This is a genomic window from Streptomyces sp. NPDC002206 (assembly GCF_053593595.1).
The window spans coordinates 385,783-399,952 of record NZ_JBSFCW010000002.1; the positions used below are offsets into that span (position 1 = coordinate 385,783).

Below are 14,170 nucleotides of genomic sequence, written 5' to 3' on the forward strand. Positions count from 1 at the left end.
AGCAGGTGGGTATGACCAGCACCCGGAGGGCTCCATGGCGTCCACGATTCCCGACCCGCACCCCCACACGCGCGGCGTGCACGACACGCCGCCGCCCGCGGACCGGGCGGGCCGTATCGAGGTCCACGGCATCGACCACATTCCCGAGCGGGAACGCCACGGCCGCGCACGGGAGTTGTTCGTCGTCTGGGCGGCGGCGAACGTCAACTACCTGAGCCTGGTGGTCGGTGGCGCCCTGATACTCATGGGCCTGAGCCTGTGGCAGGCGCTCGCCGTGATTGTGGTGGGCAACCTGTTCTGGGTGCCCGTCGGCCTCCTCGCCGTCTCGGGCCCGGCCTCGGGCACGCCGAGCGAGGTGATCATGCGGGCCATGTTCGGCGTTCGCGGCAACCGTGTGAACATCGCGGTCACCGGCTGGGTGATCTGCATCTGTTACATCGCCCTCAACCTGGCGGCCGCGGCGCTGGCCGCCTTCTCCCTGGTCGAGAAGGCCGGCATCGTGCCGAACACAGGTGTCAAGATCGCCGTCGTGGTGGTCATCGCCGCGCTCACCCTGGCCATCAGCGTCTACGGGCACGCCACGATCATGAAGCTCTACCTCCCGATCACCGTGGCCCTCTCCGCCGCGTTCGCCGTCCTGGCCTTCAGCGTGCTCGGGCACACCGACTTCGGTTACGAGCCCGCCCAGCCGCTGACCGGCAGCGCCCTGTGGGTGGCCCTCGCCGGCGGCATCACCCTCATCGCCTCGGGCCCGCTCTCATACACCAACAGCGCCGACTTCTCCCGCTACCTGCCCCGCACGACCTCCCCGAAGGCGATCGTGGGCTGGACCTCGCTCGGCGGCTTCCTGCCCAGCGTCGTCGTCACCTCACTGGGCGCGTTCGCCGCGACCGCGGTCGACATGACCGACCCTCAGACCGCGCTGGAGACGATCCTGCCCAGCTGGTTCACCCCCGTGTTCCTGCTCGCCCTGGTGCTCGGCACGATCTCCATCAACGCCATGACCGCATACAGCTCCGGCCTCGCGCTCCAGTCCGTCGGCGTCCGTATCCGCCGTTCCCTCAGTGTGATCGTCGACGGAGTTCTCGGCGTCGCACTGACCCTGTACGCGCTGCTCGTGTCCAACTTCCTCGACACCGTCGGCAACGTCCTTCAGCTGACCGTCGTCCTGCTCGGACCCAGCACGGCCGTCTACGCCACGGACATCCTGCTGCGCCGTAATCGCTACGACGGCCTCGCGCTGACGGACGAAACCCCCGGCAGTCCCTACTGGTTCACGGCAGGCGTCAACTGGGCAGGTGCCCTGGCACTCACCGCGGGCACAGCCGCGGCCGCCCTCTGCGTGAACACCCTGTACACCGGCCCGCTCGCCCGCGCCCTGGGCGGTGTGGACCTCGCCCTGCCTGTCGGCATCGCCGTGGCGTCGGCCGTCTACGCGACCTTGATGCGGCGCTCCCGCGACCGGCTCGGCATGGCGCAGCGGGCATGAGCCGCCGCACGGCCCTTCAGGTCGCGAGGGAGTGACCGGGGAAGCGCGGTCACCACCGGGGCCGCCTGACCCGGGACGGAGCGGGAGGGGCCGGTGGCCGTGTGCCGCACCGCCGCCAGGCGCGGGGGTCGCGCCCCGGAACACGAGTACGCCCGCAGCACAACCGGGCCCGCTGTGCCCGCGGCTCATACCTCGAAGAGGCCCGTCGAACCGTGAACTGCCCCGGAGTGCTCGAACGAAGCCGGGCGAGGCGTCCCCCATTCGGCCCGTAGTGGTTGCTGGTGCGCGTAGTTGGGGGTGGGCTGTCACTGCGCCTGGCGACAGTCGCCGGGCCAGGAGCGGCCCCGCCGAACGGGCGGGCCGGCCTCCCCACCGACCCATACGAGACTTGGAGATCCCCATGCCCTACCGCAAGGGACAGCACGTGGAGTACCGGGACCAGCAGGACGAGCTTCAGCGGGGCGAGATTCGCAGTGCCGAGGGCAGCGGGGCGCAGACGCGCTACGCCGTCCAGAACGAGGCGACCATGCGCGAAGACAAGGTCAGTGAGAACCAGATCGAGCGGGAGCTGTAGTAACAGCTTTGCCGACGCCGCCGCCGTTGCACGGAACCAAGTGCAACGGCGGCTGCTCGTGTTTCACGCAGCCGGGGCCCGGTCACGGGCCTCCAGGCTCGCTCACTCCCGAGCACCCGGGCCGCCGAAGCGTCCCGCGAGTGGGGCGCTGGGTCTGGAGAAGTCAAGGCCCGGCGGGGCCGTCACCACCGCATGCAGCGCAGGGCCATCAAGGCCACATCGTCGCGGATCCGGCCGCCGGTCCAGGAGCGCAGGTCGTCCAGCACGCGGTCCAGCAGGGCGCCCGGATCGCTTTCGCCGATGCCTCGCAGGCGTTCGGCGACCGGGTAGAACTGGCCCTGCCGATTGCGGGCTTCGGAGGTGCCGTCGGTGAAGAGCAGCAGCAGGTCACCGGGCTGGAAGGGGACCTTTTGCAAGCGATAACAGTCACCGGCCAGCTCGCACAGCCCCAGTGGTGGCGCGGCTACCTCCGGCGATACCTCGGTGACGGTCCCCCCGCGGTGGCGCAGCAGCGGTGGGGGATGGCCGCAGTTGACGATGACGGCCGCGTGGTTTTCCTCCGGTGCCGTGGTGACCAAAATCGCGGTGGCGAATTCTTCGCTCCGGCCGCGCCGGGCAATCGCGCCGTCGAGTCGTGTGGCCACGCTGTCCAGGCCGGGTTCGGTCCGGGCCACGTCACGGAAGACGCCGAGGATGTCGGCGGCGACCTCCACTGCTTCGAATCCCTTGCCGCGGACGTCGCCCAACAGCACCCGGACGCCGAACTTGGTCTCCAGCAGGTCGTACAGATCTCCGCCGATTCGAGCATCCGGCTCCGCAGCGGCATAGCGCACCGCCACCTGCAGACGGCCGACCCGGGGTGGGAGCGGGCGCAGCAGGGCTCTCTGAACCGCCTCAGTGATGTTGTGCAGCCGGGCCGCCGCCTGCTCTTCTCTGCGCATCAGGGCGATAACGCCCGAAGTGACGGCGGCGGCCAGCACCACGCAGCCAGCGGAGCTCACGTGGATCACTGTCGGCACACTTGGGTTCGCCCGGGCGAGTACGAACACCAGGACGATTGCGACAACACCCGCAGCCAGCGGAGCCCAAACCCTCCGGGCTCCAACCGCAGCCAGCACCGGCACCGAAATCAGGACCGGGGAAAGGGTGCTGTCCGGCCCGGACACCAGATCGACGACTACGCACGCCAAAATCATCAAACAGCCGAGGCCAAGGAGAAACTTCACGCCGAGGGGCAGCTGCGCCCACCTGTGGCGCTCGTACCAGGCAACCATGGGCGTCCCCTCTGTCCAGGGCTCTCCCCTCCCAATGTTCCGGGCCGCGTCGTCATCCCGCCAGCCGGCGAGTAGTGGCAGTAAAGCGCGTTGCGGCCGAACCTGGCCCGCTGCGCCCACGGCTCGTACCTCGACGAGTGCTGCCGCACCGTGAACTGCCCCGAAGCGCTCCACGAGAAGTCCACCGGCCCGGCCGGCTCGCCCCGGCGGCCGAGTCGTGACCGCGCCCGGCCAGGTCCACGGACACCCCGCTTGCACGGGACGGGATTGTCCGGGCTCCCCCGTCGACCCTCCCCGAGGGGGAAACGGTCGCGTCCGCCGACACCCAGGACGACGACAGTGACGAGCTTCGGCCCCTCGGGCGACTTCTGAGGAGCCGCCCTCGGCGGGGCCCGACAAGGCGAACGGGCATCGCCTGGCTGAACCCCGGCATCTTCGTCTCGATGGCAGTGCTGTCCGCCCTGATCGCCATCGTCTCCGGGCACATCGGTCGCTTCCGCGGACGCCGACTCGGTGGCGACGGGCGTGGAATGGCATTGGCCGGAATTCTGCTCGGCCGGCTGCTGCTGTTCGTCTGCGCCCTGGTCGGCCTCGCCCTCATCGGGTTCGCCGCCGGTCTGGCGTTCCTGGCGGACAACCTCTGAACAGCGGTTTTCTACAGTGGCGTTGCCGCGTGGAGGATCACGATCAACGTGACCACCGAGTTGGCGGACGACATCGCCGACAACGCCGCTCCGGCCGCGGCAGCCCAGGCTGCAAGGCCCGCCGCGGTGAAGGTGGGTGGCCAAGTGCGAGCAGCAGGTGCCGGGGCCAGGAGGGCCGCGACCCGGCGTGGCACGGGGCCCGGCAGCGCGAAGGACGCCAGTACGGGATCGGGTGCCGCGCGCGAGATCAGCGCTGCCTTGCCCACCGCCCGGGCGGTCACCCTCCGGTCCCCGACCCGCAGCGCGGCGTCCTCGTCGGCCCAGCGCTCCACGGTGTACGCCACGGATGTACGCAGCGGTCGCAGGAACGGGTTGGCCCGCGCAGCCAGACCGGCCACCAGGAGGTAACGATGGTGCCGGCCGAAGAGGTGGGCCCGCTCGTGGGCGAACAAGGCCCTGCGTTCACGCGAGTCGAGGGACTCCAGCATTCCGGTGGAGACCAGGATCCGACCACCGCTCCGGCCTGCGGGCAGCGTATGGGCGTACGGCGTCGTATCCGGCAGTACGGCGATCTGGGTGGCCGGGAGCCCCCGTAGCGCCCGCGCAGTTCGTCGACGTACTCGGCGATGACGCAGCACAAGGGCTGAGCAGGCGACGACCGTGGCGGCGAGCACGCCGATGGCGCACTTCCCCACCACCTCGTCGTGCGGGACCGCCGCCCGCACCTCGGGGTCGGCCCAGCCGTCCGGAAGTGGGTTGCCGGGGAGTTGGGCGGTGCCGACGATCGCGAGCAGGCCCAGACACAGGGTGCTGCACAGGGCCAGCACGGCGCCGACGCCGGACAACAGCCTGGTGGCCACGCGCGGATGGAGGTGGTGTTCGGCGAGGCGCGCGATCGGCCAGGCTGTCAAGGGCAGGACGAGAGGCAGGAAGACGAAGACGCCCACGGTCAGTGCTCCGGGCTCTCCTGGTCCGCGATACCGACAATGTCGGCGTCGTTGAGCAGCGCCCGGATCAGCTCCTCGTCCTGTGCGGACAGGCTGGATACGAAACTCGCCAGGACCGCTTCCCGGTTGGTCTCGTTGTCCAGTACCCGCCGCATGCGGTGTGCGGCCAGGCCGGCCTCGTCCGCGGCAGCAGTCCAGGTGAACGACCGGCCCACCCTCTCCCGGGTGACCGCGTGCTTCGCCTGGAGCCTGGTCAGGATCGTCATCACCGTGGTGTACGCGAGCGTGCCGCCCAAGCGATCCTGTACCCAGCCGGCGGTCACCGGACCTGGTGCTGCGTGCAGGGCCGTCAGCACCTGCACTTCGAGCTCTCCCTGACCACGCCGACGACCGGGCACACGTTGCTCGTTGTTCACCGCATCAACTCCCTCGTCCCGGCCTGGCGGTCCGCCCCACCAATCAACGGACGTTTCATCGTAGTGGCGTGGCGCCGCACCTCACGCTTTCTTCTACACTGTTGTAGATTTCGAATCGGGTCCACCCCCCGCGCCGGGGGACGTATGCCCAGGTCCGCAACGCCTTCATCCGCATCGTCAACCAGGCAGGCGGCCAGGAGCTCGCCCGGTACGACCTGTCCGAGGACGCTTCCACCGAGACCGCGATGGTCTTCGGCGAGCCGTACCGGCACGGGGCCGAGTGGAAGCTCCGCGCCGTCGGCCAGAGGTACGCCTCCGGCCTGTCCGGTATCGCCGCGGACTTCGGCGTCAACGTCTGACGACACCCCCTTCAGTACCCCGCCGCTCGCGCCTCGATCCAGACCCCCCACGGGGGCGGCGGTCTAACCCGGCGGCCGGCAGATGGCCGCCCCGGGTGAACCCGCCGCAGGCCGCACCTTCCAGGACCTGCTGCCCGCCATCACTCGTCACCTGTGACCCGCGCAACGCTGTCACCGGTGCGGGCTTGCGCGGCCCGAGGCTGGTGATTACGGTGCCTCAGATGTTTCACAGCGACGCCACCCCCACATTTTTTGTAAGAGGGCAGATGCTCTGCGCGGGTTCCATATGTTGTACGCGGGATCGTTCGTGAGCGAAACGATGCGGCCCACGCAGCAGCCGTCGACGTCGCTGCGTCCCCAGCGGCAGGCCCTTGCGAAGGGCGCGGACAGCGGACAGGCCTCAGGGAGGGCGCCCGCCACACCGCCCACGCCGGCGAAGAAGCGGGACGCGTTCTTCGACAACGCCAAGTACCTGGCGATCGTGCTGGTGGCGATGGGCCACGCGTGGGAGCCGCTGCGCGGTGACAGCCGGGCAGCGGCCGCGCTGTACATCACCGTCTACACCTTCCACATGCCGGCATTCATCGTCATCTCCGGTTACTTCTCGCGCGGCTTCGACGCGAGCCCCGGCCGGATCAAACGCCTGGTGACCGGCGTCGCCGTTCCGTACGTGGTCTTCGAGGTCGCGTACACGTTCTTCAAGCGGTGGGCGGGCGGCGACCCGTCGTATCCGATCAGCCTGCTGGACCCCTGGTATCTGACCTGGTTCCTGGCTGCGCTCGTCATCTGGCGGCTCACGACCCCGCTGTGGAAGTTCGTGCGCTGGCCGCTGCCGCTCGCGCTCGCCATCGCGGTGCTCGCGTCGGTCTCGCCTGACATCGGTGACGACCTCGACCTGCAGCGCGTCCTGCAATTCCTGCCCTTCTTCGTACTCGGCCTCTGCCTGAAGCCGGCCCACTTCCAGCTGGTACGCCGCCACGAGGTCCGTCTCCTGGCCGTCCCGGTCTTCGCCGGCGCCCTGGCCGTCGCGTACTGGGCGGCCCCGCAGATGAACGCGGCCTGGTTCTACCGCCGCGACAGCGCCCAGGAACTGGCGGCGCCGGGCTGGACCGGCGCCGTCATGACGCTCGCCCTCTTCGGATGCTCTCTGATCCTGGTCGCCTGCTTCTTCGCCTGGGTACCCCGGCGCCAAATGTGGTTCACCGCTCTCGGCGCCGGGACGCTGTACGGCTACCTGCTCCACGGCTTCCTCGCCAAGGGCTCGCGCTTCTGGCACTGGTACGACCAGGACTGGCTCCACCAGCCGCTCGGCGAGATCACCGTCACCCTCATCGCCGCAACCGTCATCACCGCGCTGTGCACCCCGCCCGTGCAGCGGATCTTCCGCCCCGCGATGGAACCCAAGATGGAGTGGGCCTTCAGAAGGGACATTACCGAGGTCCGGCGAACGAGGTGAGCGGTCCAGCGCGGCTGCCGGTGGTCCACTTCGAGCGCGTCACCGCAGACACACCGGCGGGCCGCCAGGCCGTCCTTGTACGAGAGCACCGGGAGCGAGTGGTGGGGCAGCTGGAGTACCAGGTCTGCCACCCGTGCCGGCTCGGCTACATAGACCGCATCTCCGTCGTTGGCTGCCGGCAGGGGCACGGTCTGGGACGGGAAGCACTGCATACCGCCCTGGCGCCGTGCCCGGGCTATGCCTGGTCCACGTCCCGACAGTCCTCGGTGGGACGAAAGTTCTTCCTGGCCATGGCCGAGGAGACGGACATATCCTTCCCACCGCGTGGGGTGCGCTGCCCACACATGGTGTCCGCGAACTCACCAAGTGGCGCGACAGGAACCAGCGACGGACAGTGACCGAGGGACATCGATCCGGCTACACCCGTTGACCCGATACACAGCGATAAATGAGGAGTCAACGCTTTGTCCGCCGGACCGACGGACCCTCCGGGGCACAGTCCCCGACCATCCGGATGAGCAACGCGCCGGTACGCCTGTGCCGGGTGGCTCCGCGGGACGAGCCGGCCTCGGTGCACAACCGTGAGCAGCTCACCCATCTCGTCGAGAAGTCGGAGCGGCTCGGCCTGATCAGCGAGGACGACTCGGAGCTGATCACCCGCTCGCTCACCGAGCCGCAGACCCCGGTGGGCGAGCTCCAGGTCCCGGCCGTCGAGATCACCTCGGTCGACGGATGGGCGGGCATCGACGACATCCTGCGCGTTGCCACGGACCACGATCGCACCCGTCTCCCGGTCCATGAGAACGGCGCTGTCCTCGGCTCCGTCCACGCCCGCGACGCCATGGTCGCCCGCGCCCAGGGGCGCGCCACAAGCGCCCGTGCACCGGCCCGCCCGGTGCCGGTGCCGGTGCCGGTGCCGGAGCTGACTGCGGACGCGACGGTCGCCGACGCAATCGACCTGCTGCGCAGGCGCCGCGCTTCGCTCGCTGTCGTCTGCGGCGACACCGGCCGCCTCACCGGCATGGTCGGCCTGGACGACCTGCTCGGCGGCGCAGACGTCGGGGAACCACGGTTCCGTCAGGCCTTCGCTCGGCGGCGCGCCTGATGTGGCCGCCCGGTGAGGAGCTGAAGGTGCCGGGGTCTCGAATTGCTCCTCAGTCCCGCTGTCACATGCGCGGGTCCGGCGGTGTCTTCATGCCGAACGGCCAAACAGGCACACGTAGAAGGAGAACACCATGACGCCACGCGTCCCGAAGGCCGAGCTCACCGCCGAGCTCCGCGAAAACATGATCAAGCAGCTAGGTGCCGTGCCCGAGCCCGTCGAGGTGCTGTGGAACAACCCCGAGGTCGCCGGGGCCAACCAGGAGTTCTCGGCCAAGGTGGGCGCATGGGACGCGGCTGACGCGAGCCTCAAGACGTTCGCGCACATGGCCGTCGCGGCACAGGTCGGCTGCAGCTGGTGCCTCGATGTCAACTACTTCCACGCACTGAACCAGAACCTGGACCTGGCCAAGGCGAGCCAGGTGCCGCGCTGGCGGCAGTCGGAGGTGTTCACGCCGCTGGAGCGCGACGTTCTCGGGTATGCCGAGGCCATGACGAACACGCCGCCGACCGTCAGCGACGAACTGTCGAATCGTCTGCTCGACCGGCTCGGCCCTGCCGCGCTGGTCGAACTCACCGTGTTCATCGGCTTCGCCAACATGGCGACCAGGTGCAATACGGCGCACGGGATCACGTCGCAGGGCTACTCCGATGCCTGCGAGATTCCGCTGGCCGTGCGTCCTGAGCGTTCCGGCGTGGCGTCGACGGCATGACCGAGGACCCGTTCGTCGCCCATCGCGGCCTGCTGTTCACGGTCGCCTACGAGATGCTCGGGTCGGCGGCCGATGCGGAGGACGTGCTGCAGGAGTCCTGGCTGCGGTGGGCCGACGTCGACCGTTCGCAGGTGCGCGACCCGCGGGCGTACCTCGTCCGAACCGTCACACGGCAGGCGCTCAACCGTCTGCGGACGATGTCGCGCAGCCGCGAGGAGTACGTCGGCGAGTGGCTGCCGGAGCCATTGCTGACCAGCCCCGACGTCGCCGAGGACGTCGAGCTCGCGGAGAGCGTCTCGATCGCCATGCTGACCGTGCTGGAAACGCTCGGGCCGACGGAGCGCGCGGTGTTCGTGCTCCGCGAGGTCTTCGAGGTGCCGTACGGCGAGATCGCCGAGGCCGTGGGGAAGTCCGCGGCCGCGGTGCGGCAGATTGCGCGGAGGGCACGCGAGCACGTGGCGGCCCGGCGGCCGCGGGTGCAGGTGAGCCGGTCGGAGCAGCAGGCCGTGGTGGAGCGGTTCCTGGCCGCGCTGCGCACCGGCCAGTTGCAGGAACTGCTGGACGTCATGGCACCGGACGTGGTCCTGATCGCCGACGGTGGCGGGCTTGCGGCCGCCGCTCCGGCTCCGATCCACGGGGCCGAACTCGTGGCGAAGATGCTCGCTCGCCCGGACCGGGTGGTGTCGGCCGTGTGGCTCAACGGCGCGCCTGCGGGCCGGATCGAGATCGATGGCCGAGTGGCCGCGGTGAGCCTCGTGGTGGAAAACGGGAAAGTCACCCGGATCCACGCGATGGCAAACCCGCGGAAACTGACGCGGCTTGATGAACCCGCCGAACTCGCCAGGTAGGTCTGCTGCTGCGCTGTCGTCGTGTGTGTTCCGGGCGGTTCGAACAGCCCGGAACACACGCGATCGAGCCGTCAGCATGACTGCCCTCTTCGATGAAGCGGGCCGTACCTGGCTGCTCAACGGCACGGGCAGCGTGAGCGCGGCGCTCTTCTTGGCCGGGCGGGGCCGGCAGGGCGGCCGCCGGGGGCGGGGTGTGGCCGTTCCGCGATTCCGCCCCTTGCTGCGTGCCGGGCATTCCGCTGCGCCACGGCCCCGGACCGAGTGTGTCAACGGCGACGGCACCCCGGGCCATGTCATCGACGGCGGCGGCCACGGCGATCGCTTCCACAGCGCCGACCTCGACCCCGACGGGACCCGGAGTCGAAGGGTTCGCGATACCTGGTGGCGCTATCTGCGCGCCAAGCGGCGCAAACGGCTGCGCCACAGGGCCCGTTGACGCTGCCAGGCACGGGAGCGGCGGCTGGCGGCGAGTTCGGCGAAGAGCTCGTCGTAGGTACGGGCGATGGGGCCGGGGTCGTAGCGGCGGGCGGTGGCGAGGGCGGCCTGGCCCATGCGGTGGCGTGCGCCTTCGTCGGCTATGAGGTCGAGCAGCGCATCGGCGAGCGCCTGGCGGTCACCGACCGGCACCAGCCGGCCGTCCACGCCGTCGTGGATGATCTCGCCGGGGCCGAGCGGGCAGTCGGTGCTGACGACGGGAACGCCGCAACGCATCGCCTCGACGATGGTCATGCCGAAGGATTCCGCGTCGGAGGCGACCGCGACGATCGATGCCTGGGCGAACTCGGGTTCGATCGGGGAGCGGGAGCCCATCAGCGTCGCCTGCTTCCCCAGGCTGTGGTCGTCGATCAGTTGCTGCAGCCGGTCCTTGTCGGTGCCCGTGCCGAAAATGCGCAACGACCAGTCGGGGTGCTGGGCGGCGACATCGGCGAAGGCATCGATCAGCAGGTCGAAGCGTTTGGCTCGGGTCAGGCGGCCGGCTGCGGCGATGACCTGGGCGGTGCCGTCGGCGGGCGGGATATCCGTTTCGGGCACGCTGTTCGGCACGGCGAGGACGGGTACGCCCGGCAGCCGCATCTTCGCCCGGTATGCGTCGGCGTCTGCCTCGGTGGTGGTGACCACGGCGTCCAGGGTGCGGTAGTGGCGGGCGAGGTGGGCGCGCAGTTTCTTGCTGTGGGTGTCGTGAGTGAGGTGTTCCTGGGCGATGCGCAGCGCGCGGGGCGGGCCACAGCGGGCGAGGTAGACGTTGACGCCGGGCCGGGTACCGATGATCACATCCGCGTCGCAGGTACGCAGGTACTCCTCGGCCCGCAGGTCGGTGAGGCGGCTGTACTGGCGGTAGCGCTTCTCGGCCGCGGGGAAGATCTCGGCCGGCTGGAGCAGCCGTGGGTCGGCGGAGTCCTCGGAGTCCGGGCGGATGTCGACCAGGGGCACCACCGTCACGCGCGGGTCGACGGAGAAGCGGGGGTTATCGCGGTGGCGGAGCATGGAGGCGATTTCCACCTCGTGATGGCTCGCCAGCGCGGCGGCCAGATTGAGGGTGGTGCGGATGGTCCCGCCGATGCCGTAGACGTTGTGGATCAGGAAGGTGATCTTCACAGGGGCGATTCCTTTCCTTGTCTGCCGACCGGTTCCAGTGCGGCGAAGTCGTGCGGCGTGGCGGTCACCGGCGCGGCTGTGCAGCGCTCCGGTCGTGACGGTGGGCCCGGCGCAGTTCCAGGCCCAGCGGCAGCAGGGAGTGACCGCCCCGCGGGGGGCGTCGTCGGCGAGAGGGGATGCCGATGCGGAGCCGGTGAACGAGGGGCGGCTACTCGGCAAAGGTACTACACGTTGTAGAACTTCATTGCGGGGCGCCCGGGGTGTGTGACGTCGTGCGGCCGCGCCGACGGTGCGGTGGCGTGAGCGTGGTCGGTGGCCGGCTCACCGGGCCGGCCGGTTCGGCCGTCCGTACCCCCGCTGCGGCACGGCTCGAGCCGCGAGGGTGATGCCTGCCTTGCGTGCGCGCTCCTCTGTCTGCGTGGGCGGCGGCTTCCCGTTCCCGAGTGACTATTCCCCAACTTCTACATCATGTAGTAGCTTCGGTCACACCCGGGACCCGGTCCGAGCATCGGACCGTGCCGGGCGACAGCGTCCTCGCGCGCCTGGACCCCAGTCCGCTGACGCGGCCGAAGCAACCCCCGTCGTGCCCTCGCCAGAAGGAGACTGATCGGCTGTGTCCTATCGCGACAACCCGGCGCGGGTGCGGACACTCCCGCCGTACCAGTACCCCGGACCGCAGAAGCCGGACGCCCGGCGGATCGTCATCATCTCGGCAAGTGTGGGCGCGGGACACGACGGCGCGGCCGACGAACTCGCTCAGCGCCTCCAGCGCCACGGATTCCTGGTGGACCGGCACGACTTCCTCGACCTGCTCCCGGCCCGGCTGGGCACACTGCTGTCCGGCACCTATCACCATCTGCTGACCCGGGCGCCCACCGGCTATCAACGGATCTACGCGGCCACCGAGCACACCGGGCGCCCCGGACCCGCCGTGCGTGCCCTGTTCCGCAGCGCCGAGCGCCGCACTCTGCGGGTGATCCCCCGGGACACCTGTGCCGTCGTCTCCACCTATCCGGGAGCAAGTCAGGTGCTCGGGAGCTTGCGCCTGCGAGGACGCCTGACCGTCCCCACGATCACCTATCTCACCGACTTCTCGGTCCACTCCCTGTGGGTTGCACCCGGCATCGACATGCACCTGGCCACCCATCGGATACCCGCACGGCAGGCCGGCGCGCAGGGTGCCGCCGGGGTCATGGTGACCGGCCCGGTGACCGACCCGCGCTTCGCTCCCGCTACCGCGGCGGTACGAGGCGCGGCACGTGCTCGGTTCGGGCTGCCCGCACATTCCGCGCTGGCCTTGCTGGTCGCGGGCTCGTGGGGCGTGGGCCCCGTCGAGCAGGTAGCCGCCGAGATCCAAGACGGCGGCGTCGCCGTGCCGGTCGTGGTGTGCGGACGCAACCAGGCACTGGCTGAACGTCTGCGCAGGGCCGGCGTCAAGCATGTGCACGGGTGGGTCGCGGACATGCCCGCGCTCATGTCCGCGGCCGATGTGCTGGTGCAGAACGCGGGCGGCCTCACCTCGCTGGAGGCATTCTCCAGCGGTCTGCCCGTCGTCAGTTACCGCTGCATACCCGGCCACGGACAGACCAACGCCGCAGGCCTGCAGGACGCCGGACTCGCCGCCTGGATACGCGAGCCCGCCCACCTCACCCCGGTGCTCACCGAGCTGCTCCACGGTCCGCTCGGCCGCCAACAGCGCATCCGGGGGCTGGAGTTGTTCCAGCAGGAAGGCGGTCCTGCTGAGGCCATCGCCGCAGCAGCGGGCCAGATCACCACCTCTTCCCGGACCGCGACAGCTCGGCGGAAGGCGGGCACCACAGTTCGCCGTCCGGTCGGGCTCGGCGTCCCGCTGCTGGCTGCGGCCGTGGCCGCCACAGTCGTACTGGGCATAGGGACCCCGCTCGCCGAGGCATACGGCGACTCCCCGGCCCGATTCGGTGCCCTCTCCCACTTCCTGGACGGAGACCGGCGATGACGCCCGGCCGGGCGGCCCGCACCATCCTGCGCGCCGGGGCGGTGGCGCTGCCCGTGCTCGCCGTCACCCATGCCGCGCCGGCCGTGTCCGCCTTCGGGTCGCTGCGCAACCGGCTCATGCCCCGCCTGGCCGGACAGGGACGGCTTGACCATGTCGCCCTCACCTTCGACGACGGCCCCGACCACCTGTCCACCCCGCACTTCCTGCGCCTCCTGGACACTCGGGAGCTGCGGGCGACGTTCTTCCTGCTCGGCTCCATGGCGGTGCGTTCACCCGGACTCGTGAGGGAGATGTCCGCAGCGGGGCACGAGATCGCTCTGCACGGCTGGGCCCACCGCCCGCTGCTGTGGCGCGGCCCCCGGGCCACGTACGACGACCTGGCCCGCGCCCGCGACACGGTCGCCGGCCTCACCAGCACACCGCCCCGCTTCTTCCGGCCCCCGTACGGCGTCATGACCACCGGCGCGCACCTGGCCTGCCGCCGCCTCGGCCTGACCCCCGTCCTGTGGACCGCCTGGGGCGAGGACTGGCGCAAGCGCGCGACCCCCCGCATCGTTCACGACACCGTCGTGGCCGACCTCCGCGGCGGCGGCACCATCTTGCTGCACGATTCCGACTGCACCTCCACCACCGGCTCCTGGCGCAACACCCTCGGCGCACTTCCCCGACTGCTGGACACCTGCCGGGAAAGCGGCTGGGACGTCGGCCCGCTGCGCGACCACGGCAGGCACGTCCCGGAGGGCTGCGGCCTGTGATCCTCACATGCTCTCTACATGCC

The 14,170-nt window shown here is 70.2% G+C and carries 14 protein-coding genes and 2 pseudogenes; 12 read left to right on the forward strand and 4 right to left on the reverse strand.

Annotated elements, in window-relative coordinates:
* Positions 1-34: 34 nt before the first annotated feature.
* Positions 35-1,489, forward strand: a complete 1,455-nt coding sequence (locus ACWCP8_RS06635; RefSeq protein ID WP_352268625.1) for a purine-cytosine permease family protein — start codon at positions 35-37, stop codon at positions 1,487-1,489.
* A gap of 400 nt (positions 1,490-1,889) precedes the next feature.
* Complete coding sequence (locus tag ACWCP8_RS06640) at positions 1,890-2,063, forward strand: hypothetical protein (protein ID WP_267009726.1); 174 nt, start codon at positions 1,890-1,892, stop codon at positions 2,061-2,063.
* 182 nt (positions 2,064-2,245) lie between these two features.
* Here ACWCP8_RS06640 and ACWCP8_RS06645 read toward each other — a convergent pair whose 3' ends face one another.
* On the reverse strand, positions 2,246-3,337 hold the full coding sequence (locus ACWCP8_RS06645) for a PP2C family protein-serine/threonine phosphatase (protein WP_451114571.1): 1,092 nt from the start codon (positions 3,335-3,337) through the stop codon (positions 2,246-2,248).
* 443 nt (positions 3,338-3,780) lie between these two features.
* Between ACWCP8_RS06645 and ACWCP8_RS06650 the strand changes: the two genes are divergently transcribed.
* On the forward strand, positions 3,781-3,981 hold the full coding sequence (locus ACWCP8_RS06650) for a hypothetical protein (RefSeq protein WP_352268629.1): 201 nt from the start codon (positions 3,781-3,783) through the stop codon (positions 3,979-3,981).
* 11 nt (positions 3,982-3,992) lie between these two features.
* Here the strand turns inward: ACWCP8_RS06650 and ACWCP8_RS06655 are convergent, their stop codons facing one another.
* Both ACWCP8_RS06655 and ACWCP8_RS06660 read right to left on the reverse strand, forming a co-directional pair.
* Complete coding sequence (locus tag ACWCP8_RS06655) at positions 3,993-4,928, reverse strand: M56 family metallopeptidase (RefSeq protein ID WP_352268630.1); 936 nt, start codon at positions 4,926-4,928, stop codon at positions 3,993-3,995.
* A 2-nt stretch (positions 4,929-4,930) separates the two neighbouring features.
* Positions 4,931-5,344: a BlaI/MecI/CopY family transcriptional regulator gene (locus tag ACWCP8_RS06660; RefSeq protein WP_352268631.1), complete on the reverse strand. Its 414-nt coding sequence runs from the start codon at positions 5,342-5,344 to the stop codon at positions 4,931-4,933.
* 131 nt (positions 5,345-5,475) lie between these two features.
* Here ACWCP8_RS06660 and ACWCP8_RS06665 point away from each other — a divergent pair.
* The 7 genes and pseudogenes from ACWCP8_RS06665 to ACWCP8_RS06695 all read left to right on the forward strand — a co-directional run.
* Positions 5,476-5,703, forward strand: a pseudogene (locus ACWCP8_RS06665) (TerD family protein); the annotation flags it as partial.
* Positions 5,704-6,010: 307 nt separating this feature from the next.
* Positions 6,011-7,159 carry an acyltransferase family protein gene (locus tag ACWCP8_RS06670; RefSeq protein WP_451114574.1) on the forward strand — a complete coding sequence of 383 codons (1,149 nt, stop codon included), beginning with the start codon at positions 6,011-6,013 and terminating at the stop codon, positions 7,157-7,159.
* Positions 7,156-7,557: a GNAT family N-acetyltransferase gene (locus tag ACWCP8_RS06675; protein WP_451114576.1), complete on the forward strand. Its 402-nt coding sequence runs from the start codon at positions 7,156-7,158 to the stop codon at positions 7,555-7,557. The genes ACWCP8_RS06670 and ACWCP8_RS06675 overlap by 4 nt, the downstream gene beginning before the upstream one ends.
* Positions 7,558-7,670: 113 nt before the next feature.
* A pseudogene (locus ACWCP8_RS06680) lies at positions 7,671-8,264 on the forward strand (CBS domain-containing protein); the annotation flags it as partial.
* Positions 8,265-8,394: 130 nt separating this feature from the next.
* Entirely contained in the window at positions 8,395-8,973 is a 579-nt protein-coding gene (locus tag ACWCP8_RS06685) for a carboxymuconolactone decarboxylase family protein (protein WP_352268635.1), read from the forward strand.
* Positions 8,970-9,821 carry an RNA polymerase sigma-70 factor gene (locus ACWCP8_RS06690; protein ID WP_352268636.1) on the forward strand — a complete coding sequence of 284 codons (852 nt, stop codon included), beginning with the start codon at positions 8,970-8,972 and terminating at the stop codon, positions 9,819-9,821. The genes ACWCP8_RS06685 and ACWCP8_RS06690 overlap by 4 nt, the downstream gene beginning before the upstream one ends.
* Before the next feature lie 76 nt (positions 9,822-9,897).
* Positions 9,898-10,257: a hypothetical protein gene (locus ACWCP8_RS06695; RefSeq protein ID WP_451114578.1), complete on the forward strand. Its 360-nt coding sequence runs from the start codon at positions 9,898-9,900 to the stop codon at positions 10,255-10,257.
* Here the strand turns inward: ACWCP8_RS06695 and ACWCP8_RS06700 are convergent.
* Complete coding sequence (locus ACWCP8_RS06700) at positions 10,209-11,417, reverse strand: glycosyltransferase family 4 protein (RefSeq protein ID WP_451114580.1); 1,209 nt, start codon at positions 11,415-11,417, stop codon at positions 10,209-10,211. The genes ACWCP8_RS06695 and ACWCP8_RS06700 overlap by 49 nt on opposite strands.
* A 613-nt stretch (positions 11,418-12,030) precedes the next feature.
* Between ACWCP8_RS06700 and ACWCP8_RS06705 the strand changes: the two genes are divergently transcribed.
* On the forward strand, positions 12,031-13,392 hold the full coding sequence (locus tag ACWCP8_RS06705; protein ID WP_451114582.1) for an MGDG synthase family glycosyltransferase: 1,362 nt from the start codon (positions 12,031-12,033) through the stop codon (positions 13,390-13,392).
* Entirely contained in the window at positions 13,389-14,147 is a 759-nt protein-coding gene (locus ACWCP8_RS06710) for a polysaccharide deacetylase family protein (RefSeq protein ID WP_451114584.1), read from the forward strand. The genes ACWCP8_RS06705 and ACWCP8_RS06710 overlap by 4 nt, the downstream gene beginning before the upstream one ends.
* The last annotated feature ends 23 nt before the right edge of the window (positions 14,148-14,170 follow it).